This is a genomic window from Clostridium sp. AM58-1XD (assembly GCF_003464085.1).
Classification (GTDB): Bacteria; Bacillota; Clostridia; order Lachnospirales; family Lachnospiraceae; genus Lachnoclostridium_A.
In genome coordinates this window covers 84,800-100,443 of record NZ_QSDR01000015.1, presented here as the reverse complement: position 1 = coordinate 100,443, position 15,644 = coordinate 84,800, and the positions used below count along the sequence as shown (strand labels likewise).

The window sequence follows — 15,644 nt, the reverse complement described above, 5'->3', positions numbered from 1 at the left end:
CTATATGAAAAAAGTATTGGGGACACTGCTGGCGGCATCATTAATCCTTTCCATGGGGGCGTGCAGCTCTAAGCCAAAAGAGACGCAGGCACCTGCAGAGACAAAGGCAGAGGCTGCAAAAGAAAAGAAGGAAGAGACGGCAGAGGAGAAAAAAGGAGAGGAAAAAGAGGAGAAGCAGGAAGCATCCGAAAAGAAAAAGGTGAAAATCGGCGTTTCCAACTGTGCGGACACGGATACGTTTACAAAAATGGTTGCGGATTATCTGGAGCAGCTGATTGCGGAGAATCAGCCGGACTGGGAAGCGTCGTTCGTGGGAGCGGAAATGGATTCCAGCATCCAGCTGTCACAGATCGAAAGTTTTATTTCCCAGGGGTGTGATTACATTGTCATGTCATCCAGTGATACGAACGGCTGCGTACCGTGCGTGGAAGCGTGCCAGGCAGCAGGAATTCCGCTGATTGATTTCGTTAATCCCATTGCAGCTCCGGAAGAAGATTTCGTCTATGTAGGCGGATCAAACGTAAACTGCGGAAGGCAGATGGCAGAGTGGGCATGTACCGTGCTCCCTGAAAACGGAAACGTAGTGATTATGGAAGGGCAGGCAGGCGGAGCCAACAGTCTGGACCGTATTCAGGGAATTAAAGAAGTGTTTGCAGAGAAACGTCCGGACGTAACCATCCTGGCTTCTAAAACAGCAAACTGGGAACGTGAGGAAGGCATGGCTCTGATGGAAGACTGGCTTCAGGCATACGGAGACAAGATTAATGTAGTTCTCGCACTGAATGACAATATGGCTCTTGGAGCTGTAGAAGCGATCAAGGCACGTGACATGCTGGGCAAGATTCATGTCTGCGGTGTAGACGGTACAAAGGACGCGATGGAATACATCAAAGAGGGAAGCCTGGACGTTTCCATGTTCTACAACTACGTAAAACAGGCAACAAATACGTACAATGTGCTGGTTGACATGGTGGAATCCGAGGCGGATACCCATGAGGACGTATACAGTGATTTTGAAGAAGTAAATAAAGACAATGTCCAGGAATATCTGGATAAGTATTATAGCTGACCGGCTGTATTACCCGGCTGAATAAGAGCGATAAACGGGTAGCTGCCGCAGGCGTGGAAAAATTAAAATGACAGATACGCCCGATACCAGATTTGTTCTAAAGCAGCGGTTGAGCCGCTCCGTCTGGCATCGGGCGTAATGTGTTTTTCTTGGAATAGGAGAAGGGATCAAATGAAAACAGTAGATAAAAAATATCAGGTACATTATTACAGCCCTTACAATCAGGTGGCAATGCAGGTAAATTCGGGAGAAAGCGTGGTATTTCAGTGTATGGATACATACAATGACCGTTTGCCTGATGAGACGAGCAGCGTGGGAAGAGATATGGCAGGCTTTGCCCTGAATCCCCTGAACGGTCCGGTATATGTGAAAGAAGCTCTGCCCGGGGATACGATGAAAATTACAATTGAAGATGTACGGGTAGGGTCCTCCCATGCTACAATGGTAGTGAATGACAACCTTGTTTTAAAGGGGTTCGCGCCTTATGTCTGCGAGGAACAGGTTATAAAAATACCAATAGAAGGCGATGAAGCGGATATATTCGGCAATAAGGTCAAACTGCGTCCCTTCCCGGGCTGCCTTGGCCTGGCTCCGACAGAGAAGATCAGCACCATGTTTCCCGGCAGGTTCGGAGGCAATATGGATTGTAAAGTGCTGACGAAAGGGAGCGTATTTTATGTACCTGTCCAGGTAGAAGGTGGCCTCGTAGTGGCCGGCGACATTCATGCTTACCAGGGAGACGGGGAAATCGTCTGCGGCCTGGAAGTGTCCGGAGAGATTCAGCTGAAGCTGGAGGTTGTAAAAGGCCGGGAAGAGATGTGGCCGGTGATCGAGACGGAGGATATGTGGTATACGGTGGCATCCTGCAGCACCATGGAAGAGGCCGGCCATAAAGCGGTTCAGGGTATGATGGAATTCTTCGTAAGAGGACAAAACGATATTCTGATTATGAAATCATGATTCTGCTGTCTCAGTTTGCGGACATCCAGGTATGCCAGATCGTAGACCCTCTCGTGACAATGAGATTCGGAATTGAAAAACGGGTGGTAGAAGAGATCGTTTTTTAATCTGCGGAACGGTTCAATGCCGGCATCCTTTTACAGAAGTCCCTTGAAATTTATAAGGCTGTTTGGTATAGTGAAATTAACAGGTGTTTATGTGTACGAAGGGGGCAGGGCATGAACCGTTCCGAAAGAAAAGACGAGAGCAAGAGTCAGCAGGCTCATGAATCCGGGCCAGACCAGGCAGAGGGAACCTGAGATTTTCTGGCAAATGGGCAGATGAACTCGCGCCCTGGGCTGCGATTAGCGGAACAGACGAAATATTTACTAGACAAAATATTATGATACGATACAAAATACTATATAGGCAGGATTAGGAAATGTTCGATGAAGAGAACAAGGATAACAGAACAGCATATATATTGTTTCTGACAGCAATGATAGCAGCATTGTCAATTATTTTATGGGCCGGAAACAGACAGTTCGATGCACAGGCGGAGAAGCTGGTAAACGGCTCCCCGCCTGTGAACTTTTCTTCCGGCTGGACTCTGATTCTGAGCGGAGAAGACAGGGGAATCATATCCATGCCTTTTAAAGTGGATGCCGCTCCGTCAGAAGTGATTGAACTGAAAAATACGCTGCCGAAATCAGAAGACATCCCCTATTCCATCTGTTTCCATACGATGTTTTCGACAGTGGAAGTCAGTTCCGGAAGTACTCTTTTGTACCGATATGATTCATCCGGTACAAGACCTTTCGGAAAGGCTGCTCCGAGCCACTGGAATCTGGTGCGGATTCCGATCGAATATACGGGACAGGAGGTGACGCTGAAGATCAGCTCGCCTTACCGGAGCGCGTCGGGAATGCTGTCACCAATATGGATTGGCGATTCCCTGCAGCTGTCTTCTTATCTGCTGCATAAATATATCCCTCAGTTTATGATCTGCGGGGTGTTTTTTTACCATAGGCCTGGCAATTATCATCAGTTCTGTTTTTCTGAGAAAAATGCTTACGAATATCTGTACGGTAAGGTGCCTTGGGATATTTATCGTGCTTTCCTCCATATGGATGATGAGCGAGGTGGAATTTCCGGATATCATCTGGAACAGTGGATTTTCGTCGTCTTTGACACGCTATATTATGGCTATGCTCAGCCCGGTTGCATACCTGGTCTATCTTCTGCACCGGTTCCCTAAAAGATACAGTCCGTATCTGAGAAGCCTCTGTTATCTGTTCTCTGCGAATTTCTTCATTTCAGTCACGCTTCAGCTTACGGATAAAGTAGACTTTGCGGAATCTGTGTGGATAACACACATCTGCTTTTTTATAATGGTGATTACACTGAGCGCGATCATTATACATCGCTTTTATAAAGAGAAGCCGGTCAGCCTTGATTTTAAACTTGAGTGCGTGGGAATGATCCTGCTCACGTGTGCGATTGCAGTCGAAGTGTATCTATACTACAGGCTGGAATACATGATGAGCGGAAGCTTTCTGCGTTTTGGCCTGTTTGTATACATTAGCTGCCTGGCTGCTGCTCTGATCATGGATTCCAGAAACAGGCGGGAAGAGGCGATACGCGTAGGACAGGAACTGCAGAATTCCAGGCTGAGGCTGATGATCAGCCAGATCCAGCCCCATTTTATCTATAATACATTGAGCTCGGTGAGAACACTGATTAAAATTGATCCGGATAAAGCGTATGACCTGGTATATGATTTTTCAAAGTATCTGAGGGCAAATATCGATTCCATCGGCCAGGATGGAATGATCCCGTTTTCCAGAGAACTGGAGCATATAAAAAACTACTGCGGTATCGAAAAGCTGCGTTTTGGAGACAAACTGTCTCTGGTATATCATATTGAGGCCGATGATTTTCTCGTTCCGCCGCTGACGGTGCAGCCGCTTGTGGAAAACGCAATTAAACATGGAATCAGAGGAAAGAGCGGAATAGGTACGGTAAAAGTCCACAGCTTTGAAGAAGATACCTGTTATGTGATCGAGGTGCTGGATAACGGCGCTGGTTTTGATACAAGCGCGGAAGCGCCCAGAAATTCGGCAGGTCTTAAAAATATCCAGTTCCGGTTGGAAAAAATAGCGGACGCCCGACTGGAGATTTCCAGTATTCCGGAAAAAGGCACGAGAGCAGTTGTTATCCTGCCGAAGAAAAAGGCAGCCGAATAGCCGCATGTGATTGTAAAAGAAATGATATTGCGTATGATTCAGAACGTATTAGAAATGGGGAATGTAGTATGAAAACGATTGTAGTTGACGACGAAGAACTTTCCATGCGTCAATTTGAGCTGGAATGTTCGCAGGTAGAGGAAATTGAGCTGGTTGGAAGGTTTACAAATCCACTGGAAGCGCTGGAATATGCCTCTGGGAATCCGGTGGATTTTGCACTTCTGGATATTGAAATGCCGCAGATGAATGGGATTGAGCTGGCAAAAAAGCTGAGGGAGATTAATAAAAACATGGTTATTATCTTTGTCAGCGGCTACAGCGATTATGTCCTGGATGCGCTGAAGATGAAAGGGGATTATTACGTATTCAAGCCGTACAGCCGTGAGGACATCATGGATGCCCTCACGAGGGCCAGGCTCCTTTCGAAAGGGCAGAAGAAGCGGATATTTTTCAGAACCTTCGGGCGTTTTAACGTATTTATTGACGACCAGCTGGTGAACTTTTCCAATGCAAAGAGTAAGGAACTGCTGGCGCTCTGTGTGGATCATATGGGCGGCGAGGTATCGATGGAGGAAGCCGTGGATAAGCTTTGGCCGGAAAAGGATTACGACAGCCGCGTGAAGGCGCTTTACAGGAAAGCGGTGATTGGAATTCATACAGTCATGGAAGAACACGGTGTACCCGACGTATTCTGTAACCACAGAGGGGTATGCTACATCAGGGACAAAGAGGTACTGTGCGATTATTTTGAATATATGAAGGATCGAAAGAATTCTCAGTACCGCTATGAAGACGAGTATATGTTTGAATACAGCTGGGCGGAGGAAACGAATGCCAGGCTGCAGAATATGGCTTCTGAATATTAAATGATATCAGGTGATTTGCAATACGAACAGAAGAAAATCCTCAGATTACGGAAGGAGCATAGATACCGTTATCTGAGGACTTTTTTCTTGTCGGGAAGTTCGTTTCCTGCTCCGTCAGGCAGTGAGAGGATAAAATTTCTGAAACAGCTGCCTATACAGCTTCCTATAATTCGGCAGAGCTGTAAGCTTTGGGTGACAGAACTCAAATGTGGTGCCGCTGCCATTTGTCCCTGACATCATTATATTTTTAAATAACTAATCGGGAAGAAAATGGAAGAAATTCCCTGGTATTTATTTTGAAAAAACGGATAATTTAGCATGAAAGGTTGCACTTCAGTTGCACTTGGTAAGCTATACTGTAAACGTAAATTACATATTTGGCAAAACTGATGAAAATCAGCGACGCAAAGCTAAAGGGTCTAAATCAGAGATGATATGACAGCCAGTTGCCCCCATAGGAATGTTCTGGGATGAGGACATTTTTATTCGGTTCGTGTAGTGCACGCTCAAGGTGCGTTTATGCAAAGTTCAGGCAACTCTGATTGGATTCAGGGTTGCCTTTTTGTGGTCTTAATCTTATAGAATAAGACTGCATAACTTCTGCGAGGCGCGCAGACAAGACGGATGAAGTACAGTCTGCGGCTGGTAAACAGCGTTTTCCGGTCGCTGTGACAAGCCTGCAGATTCATCATATGATAGAGGAAAGGAGATGAATAAGATATGGGGAAAAAGGATACTTGGATGCAGAAGATCATGGGGGCCGTCGGTATTGTACTCTGTGTGATTTTCATTCCGCTTCTGCTGATTAACGTCACATTGATTGTTAAATCCTATACGAATCCGACAGCAGTACCGGATTTCATGGGATACAAGCCGTTTATCGTACTGTCCGGCTCCATGGAACCGAGCATCATGACGGGCGATATGGTATTTGTGAAGGAAGCAGATTCGGCAAACCTGAAGACTGGAGATGTGATCGCTTACAAGAGCGGCACAGCGGTTATCACACATAGAATTATCGACGTGACGACGGAAAACGGCGAGACGCGTTACATTACTCAGGCGATGCCAACGACAGCCCGGATCAGACTTCGGTAAGGCCGGAGGATGTGGAAGGAATTTACTGTAAGAGGCTTGCAGGAGCCGGTAATCTGGCGATGTTCATGCAGACGACTACCGGAATGATTCTGTTTGTAGTATGCCCGCTGGTACTGTTTATCCTCTGGGATGTGATCCGGAGAAGACTGCAGGACCGCAGGGATGTTTCCAGAACGAGAGAACTGGAAATCGAGCTGGAACGCCTGAAAGCAGAAAAAGGCTGACAGTCGCAACGTTAATCGAATGTAATTTAAAAATTATATAAAATTAAAAGGAAAGAGGGAAAAGTAATGAAGAAGAGTATTTTCGCAAAAGTAGGAGCAGCAGCAGTAGTTTTAACACTTGTAACGGCCAGTTTGGTAGGCGGAACGTTCGCAAAGTATGTAACGAGTACAACAGGGACAGCAAAGGCAACGGTTGCTGAGTGGAAGGTTGCATTCAATGATAAGGACGGAACAAGTTTAAAGGATGTGACAATGAATTTGCAGGGATCTGCTGATAAGGCTGACAGAATTTTACCAGGTGATAAAGGCCAGATTGATATTAAAATTTATGGACAGGATGCAGAAGTTGGATACACATACACGATTAAAGTGACAAAAGCTGATGGCGGAACTTTAGATGGAATGAAGTTCTATTCTGACGCTGCGCGCACTACAGAAATTCCTGCAGATGGTTTGACAGCTGATGTAGAATATAGTGCAACGGGTACTGATATGAATAAGGATGTTTCCTTATTCTGGGAACTTCCTGCTGGTGCTGATAGCGATGCAGAGGTTGCCATGGCAGGAAAAACTGCAGATTACACAATATCAATGGTTGCAACTCAGGGGAAAGCTGCTGACATAACTCCATAATCAAAGCTATTTATTATGAGATAATAATTTCCGGGCCGAACCGCATCCCGCGGTTCAGCCCCGGGCAGAAGCGGTTGCGATAAAATAGAACAAAGCATTGTAAATGATACCGGATGGAGTGACTTGGCCACTGCCTGGAACGGAATCCGGTATCATTTACAATGCTGGCCGTATATTTCGCACCCCCCTCTGCCGGAGGCTGAACATAAGCCATCGAGCAACAAATTACCGTATGAATGCAACAGAAGGGAAGTATACACATGCCGAAGGCTGGTAATCAATCATATAAAGACGGCCGCAAGAACGGCCGCAGCAATCGAAATTTGTGGATTTTCCTTCCGATTCTTCTTCTGTTTGTATCGATTTCGTCATTTCTCGCAGGAACTCATATTGGAAGGGCCACGGATCACCGGCTGGGTCAGATGCTGGATACCATCGTGTTGTCGCCGGAGAGTGAAACGGTGGATCCGAACAGGATCGATTTCGGGGGCAGAATTTTTTATACGGATGGGACGCCGTGTGCCAACCGGCTGATCGAGTTACACAGTGACCCCAAGCGAACCACAACAGATTCGGAAGGGGTTTTTCATTTTAAAGACGTTGAAATTGGAAAACACAATCTGGCTATGCTGGACGACGCAGGTCAGATTGAGGGCGAGATCGAAATTAATATTGACAGAACGGCCGGAGTAAAATCAGGCCAGGTGACAGGGGGAAGCTCGGCTGCATACCAGCTGAATATTTCTGAAAATGTCATAGAAGTACAGATTCACATAATTGTGGACGATGATAAGGGAATGACCGTTGAACCTGAGGTCTATACGAGAAGCGGTGGGAATATAAGCAATACGGACGCTTCCGGAAGAAAGACGGGTGACGACCAGGGGGCAGGAGAAAATGAAAGGGACGATGTTCCGGAATCGGGAGAAGGATTGCTGGATGAAGGGAACATTCAGGGAGAAGAAAGAAAAGAGGAGGATCTGCAGCAAGAGACGCCAGGCGGCATGACCGGCCAGTTGGAAAGCGGCCAGTTAGCTGTTAATGATACGGCAGCTCCGGAGTCAGAGGCGCAGCCTTCCGAAGTACAGGGAACAGAAGAACAGACGCAAAATAACGAAAAGGCAACAGAGGGAACGAATCAGGGAATACAGGGGGATAACAACAGTTCTGGTTCAGGCTCTTCTTCCGGTAACAGGCCAACCAGTCCTACAAGACCGGACCCGACGAAACCGACACAAACGGAGCCAACCCAGCCGGAGCCGACGAATCCGCCTCCGACGGAACCCACAAAACCTACAAAACCAGATCCCACAGACCCATCGCCAACCGAGCCGACGAAACCGACCAGCCCTACAGAACCAACGGAACCGGAGCCGACGGATCCAACACCCACAGAGCCAACCGAGCCGCCAACTGAGCCTACAAAACCAACGGAGCCGGCAGAGCCCCTGAATGTAGATGTAGAGGAAAAGGGAGGACCTGTGTGGACGCAGAATACGGCAATCAGCCTGTTTGCTGACAGAACGGGGGTAGGAGCGGACAGAAAACTGCTGCCCGGATCAAAAGGAAGTTATGAATTTCTGGTGAGCAACGGAAATACCTATAAAGTGGCATACAGAATGAAAATATCTGCTCCGGCAGGCCAGCTTCTGATCCCGCTTAGATACCGGTTAAAATCAGACAATAAGTTTTTATGCGGCGGCCAGAATGAGTGGCTGACGTCAGACCAGCTGTCGGCCAAATCCGTAACATTGGATTCCGGGGAGCAGAAGGAGTATCTGCTGGAATGGCAGTGGCTTTATGAGGGGGGAAATGACGCCCTGGATACGAAAATTGGTTCAGCCGCCAATCTGGAGTATCAGGTGATTGTGACTATAGAGATTGAGCAAGTGATATCGTAAGGAGAGATAAGACATGAGACGGATCGGACGATGGCTTCAGGGATTTCTGATGGTATGCCTGGTGGCCATAATTGCAATGAACGGTATTTTACTCGTAAAACGCATTGTTTACAAAGAAGAACTGCCTTCCCTGTTTGGGTATTCCATGATTACCGTTTTGTCGGGAAGTATGGAGCCGGAATTTTCTCCTGGAGACAGCCTTATTATCCATAAGCAACATGGATACACGGCAGGCGATATCGTTACTTATGCAGACCAGGGAGCATTTATCACCCATAGAATCGTAGAGGAGCAGGAAAACGGCTATCTGACAAAAGGGGATGCCAACAATGCTCCTGACGGAAAGGCGGTCAGAGAGGATGGGATTTACGGCAAGGTCAGACTTGTGATCCCATATCTCGGAAATGTTGTCCTGTTCTTAAAATCGTCTCTGGGAATATTTGTAATGATCGTTATTCTGATTCTACTTGTAGAAATGCCTAATTGGCGGAGAAAGAGGGCAGTGTCACAGAACATATAATATACGACACGATCGATATTTGTAAAACGCGGACTGATCCATAGATAATATGAGGGTGCTGCAAAGGAGAATAAGGCAGCGTCTTTCATATCACAACATTGAAAGCAAGAAGGGGGAAGGAGGATGCCGGTTTTTTTCAGGAAAAAGCAGGAAGAAGATCAGAAACAAAAGAAAAAAAGCGGGACGCCCCTCACTCTTTGGTTGTTCTATCTGGGAGTCGCCAGTATGGGACTGACGAGCGTGACATTTTCCAGATATTCCACGGTGATCCACGGAACGATCAGCGTCCAGGTGGCAGCAGAAGTGAAGGCTATGTTTCTGGATGATGACGGCAGTCTGGTAGGGACCGCCAGCGTGTATGAAGGACAGAGCGTTATGGAGACGCCGGAATGTACACCATATGAATATATGGATGAGGTTCCTTTGGAGGATGGGATCGGCACCTATTCCCTGAGAGAAGAAGCAGGATATAAAGTGTTTATGGGGTGGAGCCTGGATGGAAAGACGATTGTGGATCCAACAGAAATCCAACTTTATAGAGATACGGAATTTATAGCGGTATATGAAGTAATTGAAAATTATGAGCCGCCGGTAGCAACTCCGTCTGAGGCGACGCCGTCAGAAGTTGTAGTGGAAAGTAGTGGCGTGGCGGATCAGAGTATATTGGATAAAGGAAACGGTGGATTAAGCAGCCAGGGCGGAACATCAGAAACAGGAACGTCAGAAAACGGAACGACGGAAAATGGTGCAGGTTCTTCCGTTGATTTAAATGGAGCCGCACAGGACGGAACAGACGGAAAGGTGACAGGAACCGTAACAGAAACAGAAGATAAAACAGGCAGCTCCGGCGCGGGAGATGCCATTGATCAGATTCTATCCGGCGGTTCGGGCATACAGAATCCGGAAGGATCAGGAGGTGGAACGAATACGGATACGGGGACAGGGGAACCGGTTTCCGGCTCCGGAGGCACAGCGGATACGTCCGGCGGTGCTGAAGGCGGTCAGGAGGAAATTTCCGGTTCGGGAAACTCATCCGAAAACAGCACAGGAGCAGATAATACCGGTCATACGAGTAGCGGTTCGAAGGATCATACAGGCTCTTCCGGCAGCGAAGCTGGTACAGAGACGGGATCAGGAAGCAGCAGTTCTGCCATGGAAGGTTCAAACAATAAAGAGAACGGCACATCGTCAGGCGGCGGAAACGCTGGTGAATCTGGCAGCTCCTCTTCAGAGAAGACCGAGGGATCAGGAAGTCATTCTTCCTCCGAAAGTGAAGACAGCAAGAGCAGCTCTTCGGCGGATAAAGAGGAGAATTCGGGCAGCAGCTCTTCTTCTGAAACGGGCGAGGAGAGTTCCGACAAGCAGTAGGGGGATATAAAACGGGGTATGGAGTTGAAATAGGGAACAGCGTCACAGTCATCAAACGGCAGGAATTGATGATGGGGCGCTGTCCTTTGTTGTTACATAGGAAAGACGGCGTAAAAACCCGGCTTGGCGGATTTTAAGCGGCGGCTTTCGGATAATGTAAGGTTGACATTACATGAAAGGAAGATTATACTGATATTGAAAGTAAGGTTAACATTACATATAGGAGACTGTGCTACAATGAAAAACAGGATTAGAGAGCTGCGGGAAAAAAGCGGGCTGACGCAGGAACAGTTGGGTGAAATGGTAGGAGCTTCGAGACAGGCGATCAATGCGATCGAAACGGAGAAGTTCGAACCTTCGATCTGGCTGGCATATGATATTTCACATGTGTTCGGCTGCCCGATTGAAGAAGTTTTTTTATTTGAAGAGAGTGAGAGACGATCCAGGGCTGACAGCAGCAGGGGGGATAAGAATGGCAATCAGAAATATTAGATATGACGATGATCCTATTTTGCGCAAGAAGTGCAAAGAGATAAAATCAGTGGATGATAAGGTCAGACAGCTTCTCGACGATATGATGGAAACGCTGCACCATACAGAAAACGGAGCTGCACTGGCTGCCAATCAGGTGGGGATATTGAAGCGGCTGGTCGTAATTGATTACTGCGGTTATTATTTGAAATTAGTAAATCCACAGATCGTCGGCTGCAGCGGTGTACAGGAATGCATAGAAGGCTGTCTCAGTTTTCCAGACCGGTTTGTTAAGATTATACGTCCGCAGAAAGTGACCATACAGGCGCTGAATGAATACGGGGAAGAAGTTCTGATTACAGGAGAAGACGAGATGGCAAAATGCTTTTGCCATGAGCTGGAACATTTAGACGGGGAAGTTTTTCTGGATAAGGCAGTAGAGGAAATAGGGTAAATTGTATAAAAGAAAGAGCTTTGTATTGACAAAAACCGGCAAAAATGATATACTCAGGTTAAGTCAAACGATTAACTTAACCGGCTTGCCGAATCATTCGTAAGAAATATCCCGAGGGCACACTTGTGGAAGGAGTGATTCAGAAAGAAGCCGCAGAGAAAGAACGGCAGATTACGATGTCTGGAGTGATGAGGACACCGGAACTAAAGGGGGAATTCATGAAAAGACATGTGACCATGAAAGATATCGCTTCAGAAGCAGAAGTGTCGGTTGCAACCGTGTCCCTTGTACTGAGTGGAAAATCAGGAACCAGGGTTTCTGTGGAGACTGTCCGGAAGATTCAGGAAATAGCGGAAAGGCTGAATTATCAGCCGGATATCAATGCGCAGCTGCTGAAGGGAAAGGACTCATCCATTGTGGGACTGATTATACCCAATATTACGAACCACTTCTATTCAGAGATGACAAAAGGGGTCATGGATGAGGGAAAGGCCAATGGATATAATGTCATTCTGTTTAACAGCGATAATCAGTTGGCAGCCGAGACGTTTGCGGCGCAGACGCTGTCGTCTATGAGAGTAGCCGGGGTTATCATCTGCGGAATTTATGAGGCGGGAGAAAAGGAAGACACCATTTTAAAGAAATTGAAGAAATCGGGAATTCAAGTAGTAAAGATCGACCGGTGTGATTTTGAAGGTACATGGCCGTGTGTTACGATCGACAACTATCAGGCAGCCTACAGTTGTGTGCAGATGCTGTACAGCCAGGGCCACAGGAAAATTGCCCTGATTGCTTCCAGGTGGAGTCTCAACATTATCAACGACCGGGAGCGCGGCTACAGACAGGCGATGAAAGATCTGGGACTGAAGGTTACAGAAGATATGATTTACCGTACAGATTCCTTTGATTTTATCGATGAGGCGGCAGACAGGCTGGCAGAAGAAGTCAGGAAGGATATTGACCGATATACGGCTGTTCTGGTGATACCGGGAGATCTGCTGGCAGTCGAATGTATCAGCTATTGGAAAAGAAGGGGGATCCGGATTCCGGAAGATATCAGCGTGATGGGATTTGACAATATCTATATGGGCAGTATTATGGAGCCGTCCCTGACGACGATTGATCAGCCGAAATATGAGATGGGGAAAGAGGCGATGAAGCTGCTTCTGGCTCTGATGAATGAACAGGAGCCGGAGAAAAAGAAGATTGTTTTTCCTCATCAGATTATAATCAGAGGGTCTACAAAGGAAATAAAAGAAATATCAGAAACATAAAAAGCAAAGACATTTCGGTGTCTTTGCTAAAATTAAAGTTAGTCAAACGATTAACTTAACGACTTTAACGAGAGAAAGGGTGTGTCTGATTGGGAGACCAGGGGAAGGAAAGGCCGATTGTGGAATTTCGGCATATTACAAAACAGTTTTCAGGGGTAAAGGTTCTTGAAGATGTTTCTTTTTTTATCAATAGGGGAGAAGTGCACTGCATTCTGGGGGAAAACGGAGCAGGAAAATCAACCCTTATGAAAATTTTGACAGGCGTATACCATGCGGAAGAAGGGGAAATTCTGATCAACGGAGAACGGGTAAACGTCTGTGATATCAGGGAGGCCAGGAAGTTAAATATCGGTACGGTTTTTCAGGAAAACAGCCTTGTGCCTCATATGACGGTAGCAGAAAATATTTTTCTGACGAGGGAAATTAAAAACAGGTCAGGCCTGGTGGACTGGAAAAAAATGAGGTCAGAAACCATTCGGTGGGGACAGGAGCTAGGGGTGGAACTGGACCCGGACATCAGAGTAAAGAAACTGACCGTAGCGGGGCAGCAGCTGGTAGAGATCGTAAAAGTATTTTCTCAGAATCCACAGATTGTAATTCTGGATGAGCCGACCTCGTCCCTGTCTGATAAGGAAATCGATAATCTCTTTTCTATCATACGGAGAATGCAGAAAAAAGGCGTTACATTTATTTATATTTCCCATCGGATGGAGGAGATCAAGCAGATCGGCAACAGCGGAACCGTTCTCAGAGATGGTAAATTTGTCGTCCGCATCGAAGACGTGCGCGCGATGGAGATTGAGAACATCATTTCCTATATCGTAGGCAGACCTCTGGACGAACAGTTCCCTAAAAGGAAAGCTGTCATTGGGGATGTTCTTCTGGAAGCGAAAAATATTACTGTTCCGGGACTGGTTCAAGATGTGAGCTTTCAGGTGAAAAGGGGTGAAGTGCTAGGATTTTCCGGTCTCGTGGGCGCAGGCAGGTCGGAGACGGCAAAGGCGGTATTCGGAGTCTCAGGCGGACCGGCGGTCAGATATTGATTGACGGCAGACAAGTCAACATACGCTCTCCGCACGAAGCGATTAAAGCCGGAATCGGACTGCTTCCGGAAAATAGAAAAGAAGAAGGACTCGTGCTGAACAAAAGCATCGCCTGGAATATCGTGTTCTCGTCACTTGGCAGTATGAAGGGAAAATTTCTTTTGAGCGGGAAACGGGAAGGGGAGGCAGTGGACCATTACACGGATCAGCTGCATATAAAAACCACCTCTTCTGATAAACAGGTAAAGTTTTTGTCAGGGGGAAATCAGCAGAAGGTGGTATTTGCAAAATGGCTGTGTGCCAAATCCAGCATTTATATTTTCGACGAACCGACCAGAGGAATCGATGTTGGAGCCAAGAGCGAAATTTATGGGATTATCAACGACCTGGTGTCAGGAGGAAACGCCGTAATTGTGATTTCGTCGGAACTTCCGGAAATACTTGGAATCTGTGACAGGATAGCCGTATTTCATGAAGGGTCAATTAAGAAGATAATAGACAGGAAAGAAGCTACACAGGAAAATATTATGTACTATGCGTTAGGAGGCCGTGATGAATAAAAAGATTTCAGAAAAAGAGTGGGGATGGAAGAAAATTACGGGGATTTCAGGATTTGGGTCGTTGCTTCCGCTTATCATAATTATAATTTTCCTTTCAGTATTTACGGAAACATTTATGAGCGTCGACAATATTATGCAGGTTCTCCGCCAGGCGGCTGTATACGCCATCATGGGGGTAGGAATGACATTTGTTATCATTACAGGGGGAATCGACCTGTCTCAAGGCTCTCTGCTGGCCCTGTGCTGCGTAACCGGCTGTCTGACAATAAACGGAACAGGAAATATGTGGCTGGGTATTCTGGCGGCTGTCATGACAGGGGCGGCGGTCGGACTAATCAACGGAATCGTGATCGCTTTTGTAAAAATACCTGCTTTTATTATGACGCTTGGCTCCATGTATGTAGTCAGAGGATTCACCTTGTACATAACGAATTCAACTCAGGTTGCAGTCAAACATGAAAACTTTAAATTTATCGGACAGGGGTTTCTGGCCGGTATTCCGGTGCCTGTTTACATATTCCTGGCTATCGGCATCATTGCTTATATCATTCTAAGCCATACGGCAACAGGAAGGTATATATTCGCTATCGGTTCCAATGAGGCCACGGCCCGGCTTTCCGGCGTAAAAGTGGAAAAGAACCTGATTAAAGTATATATCATTTCAGGAATCTGTATCGGCATGGCGGCAATGGTTTATTTGTCCAGGCTGAGTGCAGCACAGCCTACGGCCGGACAGAGTTACGAAATGGAAGCGATAGCAGCCGTTGTTATCGGAGGAACAAGTATTTCAGGAGGAGAAGGCGGAATTTTCGGTACGCTGATCGGCGCGGTTATCATAGCGGTTATCCGAAACGGTTTGGTACTTTTAGGCGTAGGAAGCTTTTTTACACAGATTGTATTGGGACTCATTATTGTCTGTGCAGTTTCACTGGATGTTACCAGGAGAAGGCTGGCAGCTAAAAAATAAAAGGAGGAAAA

At 46.7% G+C, this 15,644-nt stretch carries 17 protein-coding genes and 1 riboswitch; all 17 genes read left to right on the top strand.

What is annotated here, in order from left to right:
• The first annotated feature begins 4 nt into the window (after nt 1-4).
• The 17 genes from DXA13_RS10980 to DXA13_RS10905 all read left to right on the top strand — a co-directional run bounded on the left by DXA13_RS10980 (nt 5) and on the right by DXA13_RS10905 (nt 15,633).
• Nucleotides 5-1,069 (top strand): sugar ABC transporter substrate-binding protein, encoded by a 1,065-nt coding sequence (locus tag DXA13_RS10980; RefSeq protein ID WP_181995628.1) that lies wholly within the window; start codon nt 5-7, stop codon nt 1,067-1,069.
• A gap of 171 nt (nt 1,070-1,240) precedes the next feature.
• Complete coding sequence (locus DXA13_RS10975) at nt 1,241-2,029, top strand: acetamidase/formamidase family protein (RefSeq protein ID WP_243009079.1); 789 nt, start codon at nt 1,241-1,243, stop codon at nt 2,027-2,029.
• A 421-nt stretch (nt 2,030-2,450) separates the two neighbouring features.
• Nucleotides 2,451-3,266: a hypothetical protein gene (locus tag DXA13_RS21010; RefSeq protein WP_181995627.1), complete on the top strand. Its 816-nt coding sequence runs from the start codon at nt 2,451-2,453 to the stop codon at nt 3,264-3,266.
• Nucleotides 3,151-4,254, top strand: coding sequence for a histidine kinase (locus tag DXA13_RS10965; RefSeq protein WP_181995626.1), 1,104 nt, complete (start codon nt 3,151-3,153; stop codon nt 4,252-4,254). Before DXA13_RS21010 ends, DXA13_RS10965 begins: the two co-directional genes overlap by 116 nt.
• 68 nt (nt 4,255-4,322) lie before the next feature.
• Nucleotides 4,323-5,120 (top strand): response regulator, encoded by a 798-nt coding sequence (locus tag DXA13_RS10960; RefSeq protein ID WP_118244364.1) that lies wholly within the window; start codon nt 4,323-4,325, stop codon nt 5,118-5,120.
• A gap of 369 nt (nt 5,121-5,489) precedes the next feature.
• Nucleotides 5,490-5,574, top strand: a riboswitch (cyclic di-GMP riboswitch).
• A 266-nt stretch (nt 5,575-5,840) separates the two neighbouring features.
• Nucleotides 5,841-6,218: a signal peptidase I gene (locus tag DXA13_RS21755; protein WP_243009078.1), complete on the top strand. Its 378-nt coding sequence runs from the start codon at nt 5,841-5,843 to the stop codon at nt 6,216-6,218.
• An 11-nt stretch (nt 6,219-6,229) separates the two neighbouring features.
• Nucleotides 6,230-6,442 carry a hypothetical protein gene (locus tag DXA13_RS21750; RefSeq protein ID WP_243009077.1) on the top strand — a complete coding sequence of 71 codons (213 nt, stop codon included), beginning with the start codon at nt 6,230-6,232 and terminating at the stop codon, nt 6,440-6,442.
• 66 nt (nt 6,443-6,508) lie between these two features.
• On the top strand, nt 6,509-7,075 hold the full coding sequence (locus DXA13_RS10950; RefSeq protein ID WP_118244362.1) for a hypothetical protein: 567 nt from the start codon (nt 6,509-6,511) through the stop codon (nt 7,073-7,075).
• Nucleotides 7,076-7,335: 260 nt separating this feature from the next.
• Nucleotides 7,336-8,976, top strand: coding sequence for a hypothetical protein (locus DXA13_RS21005; protein WP_181995625.1), 1,641 nt, complete (start codon nt 7,336-7,338; stop codon nt 8,974-8,976).
• A 13-nt stretch (nt 8,977-8,989) separates the two neighbouring features.
• Nucleotides 8,990-9,496 (top strand): signal peptidase I, encoded by a 507-nt coding sequence (locus DXA13_RS10940; RefSeq protein WP_118244360.1) that lies wholly within the window; start codon nt 8,990-8,992, stop codon nt 9,494-9,496.
• A 123-nt stretch (nt 9,497-9,619) separates the two neighbouring features.
• Nucleotides 9,620-10,864, top strand: a complete 1,245-nt coding sequence (locus tag DXA13_RS10935; RefSeq protein WP_118244357.1) for a hypothetical protein — start codon at nt 9,620-9,622, stop codon at nt 10,862-10,864.
• A 237-nt stretch (nt 10,865-11,101) separates the two neighbouring features.
• Complete coding sequence (locus DXA13_RS10930) at nt 11,102-11,356, top strand: helix-turn-helix transcriptional regulator (RefSeq protein WP_118244355.1); 255 nt, start codon at nt 11,102-11,104, stop codon at nt 11,354-11,356.
• Nucleotides 11,337-11,789 (top strand): peptide deformylase, encoded by a 453-nt coding sequence (gene def / locus DXA13_RS10925; protein WP_118244353.1) that lies wholly within the window; start codon nt 11,337-11,339, stop codon nt 11,787-11,789. Before DXA13_RS10930 ends, def begins: the two co-directional genes overlap by 20 nt.
• A 125-nt stretch (nt 11,790-11,914) precedes the next feature.
• Nucleotides 11,915-13,063 carry a LacI family DNA-binding transcriptional regulator gene (locus DXA13_RS10920; RefSeq protein ID WP_118244351.1) on the top strand — a complete coding sequence of 383 codons (1,149 nt, stop codon included), beginning with the start codon at nt 11,915-11,917 and terminating at the stop codon, nt 13,061-13,063.
• Nucleotides 13,064-13,152: 89 nt separating this feature from the next.
• Complete coding sequence (locus DXA13_RS10915; protein ID WP_118244349.1) at nt 13,153-14,106, top strand: sugar ABC transporter ATP-binding protein; 954 nt, start codon at nt 13,153-13,155, stop codon at nt 14,104-14,106.
• On the top strand, nt 14,103-14,666 hold the full coding sequence (locus DXA13_RS10910) for an ATP-binding cassette domain-containing protein (protein WP_181995624.1): 564 nt from the start codon (nt 14,103-14,105) through the stop codon (nt 14,664-14,666). The genes DXA13_RS10915 and DXA13_RS10910 overlap by 4 nt, the downstream gene beginning before the upstream one ends.
• Nucleotides 14,659-15,633 (top strand): ABC transporter permease, encoded by a 975-nt coding sequence (locus tag DXA13_RS10905; RefSeq protein WP_118244345.1) that lies wholly within the window; start codon nt 14,659-14,661, stop codon nt 15,631-15,633. Before DXA13_RS10910 ends, DXA13_RS10905 begins: the two co-directional genes overlap by 8 nt.
• The last annotated feature ends 11 nt before the right edge of the window (nt 15,634-15,644 follow it).

Coding starts and splice junctions, on each gene's coding strand:
- DXA13_RS10930 (WP_118244355.1), top strand. CDS start 11,102: ATGAAAAACAGGATTAGAGAGCTGCGGGAAAAAAGCGGGCTGACGCAG.
- DXA13_RS21755 (WP_243009078.1), top strand. CDS start 5,841: ATGGGGAAAAAGGATACTTGGATGCAGAAGATCATGGGGGCCGTCGGT.
- DXA13_RS10935 (WP_118244357.1), top strand. CDS start 9,620: ATGCCGGTTTTTTTCAGGAAAAAGCAGGAAGAAGATCAGAAACAAAAG.
- DXA13_RS10960 (WP_118244364.1), top strand. CDS start 4,323: ATGAAAACGATTGTAGTTGACGACGAAGAACTTTCCATGCGTCAATTT.
- DXA13_RS10940 (WP_118244360.1), top strand. CDS start 8,990: ATGAGACGGATCGGACGATGGCTTCAGGGATTTCTGATGGTATGCCTG.
- DXA13_RS21005 (WP_181995625.1), top strand. CDS start 7,336: ATGCCGAAGGCTGGTAATCAATCATATAAAGACGGCCGCAAGAACGGC.
- DXA13_RS21010 (WP_181995627.1), top strand. CDS start 2,451: ATGTTCGATGAAGAGAACAAGGATAACAGAACAGCATATATATTGTTT.
- DXA13_RS10950 (WP_118244362.1), top strand. CDS start 6,509: ATGAAGAAGAGTATTTTCGCAAAAGTAGGAGCAGCAGCAGTAGTTTTA.
- DXA13_RS10980 (WP_181995628.1), top strand. CDS start 5: ATGAAAAAAGTATTGGGGACACTGCTGGCGGCATCATTAATCCTTTCC.
- DXA13_RS10905 (WP_118244345.1), top strand. CDS start 14,659: ATGAATAAAAAGATTTCAGAAAAAGAGTGGGGATGGAAGAAAATTACG.
- DXA13_RS10975 (WP_243009079.1), top strand. CDS start 1,241: ATGAAAACAGTAGATAAAAAATATCAGGTACATTATTACAGCCCTTAC.
- def (WP_118244353.1), top strand. CDS start 11,337: ATGGCAATCAGAAATATTAGATATGACGATGATCCTATTTTGCGCAAG.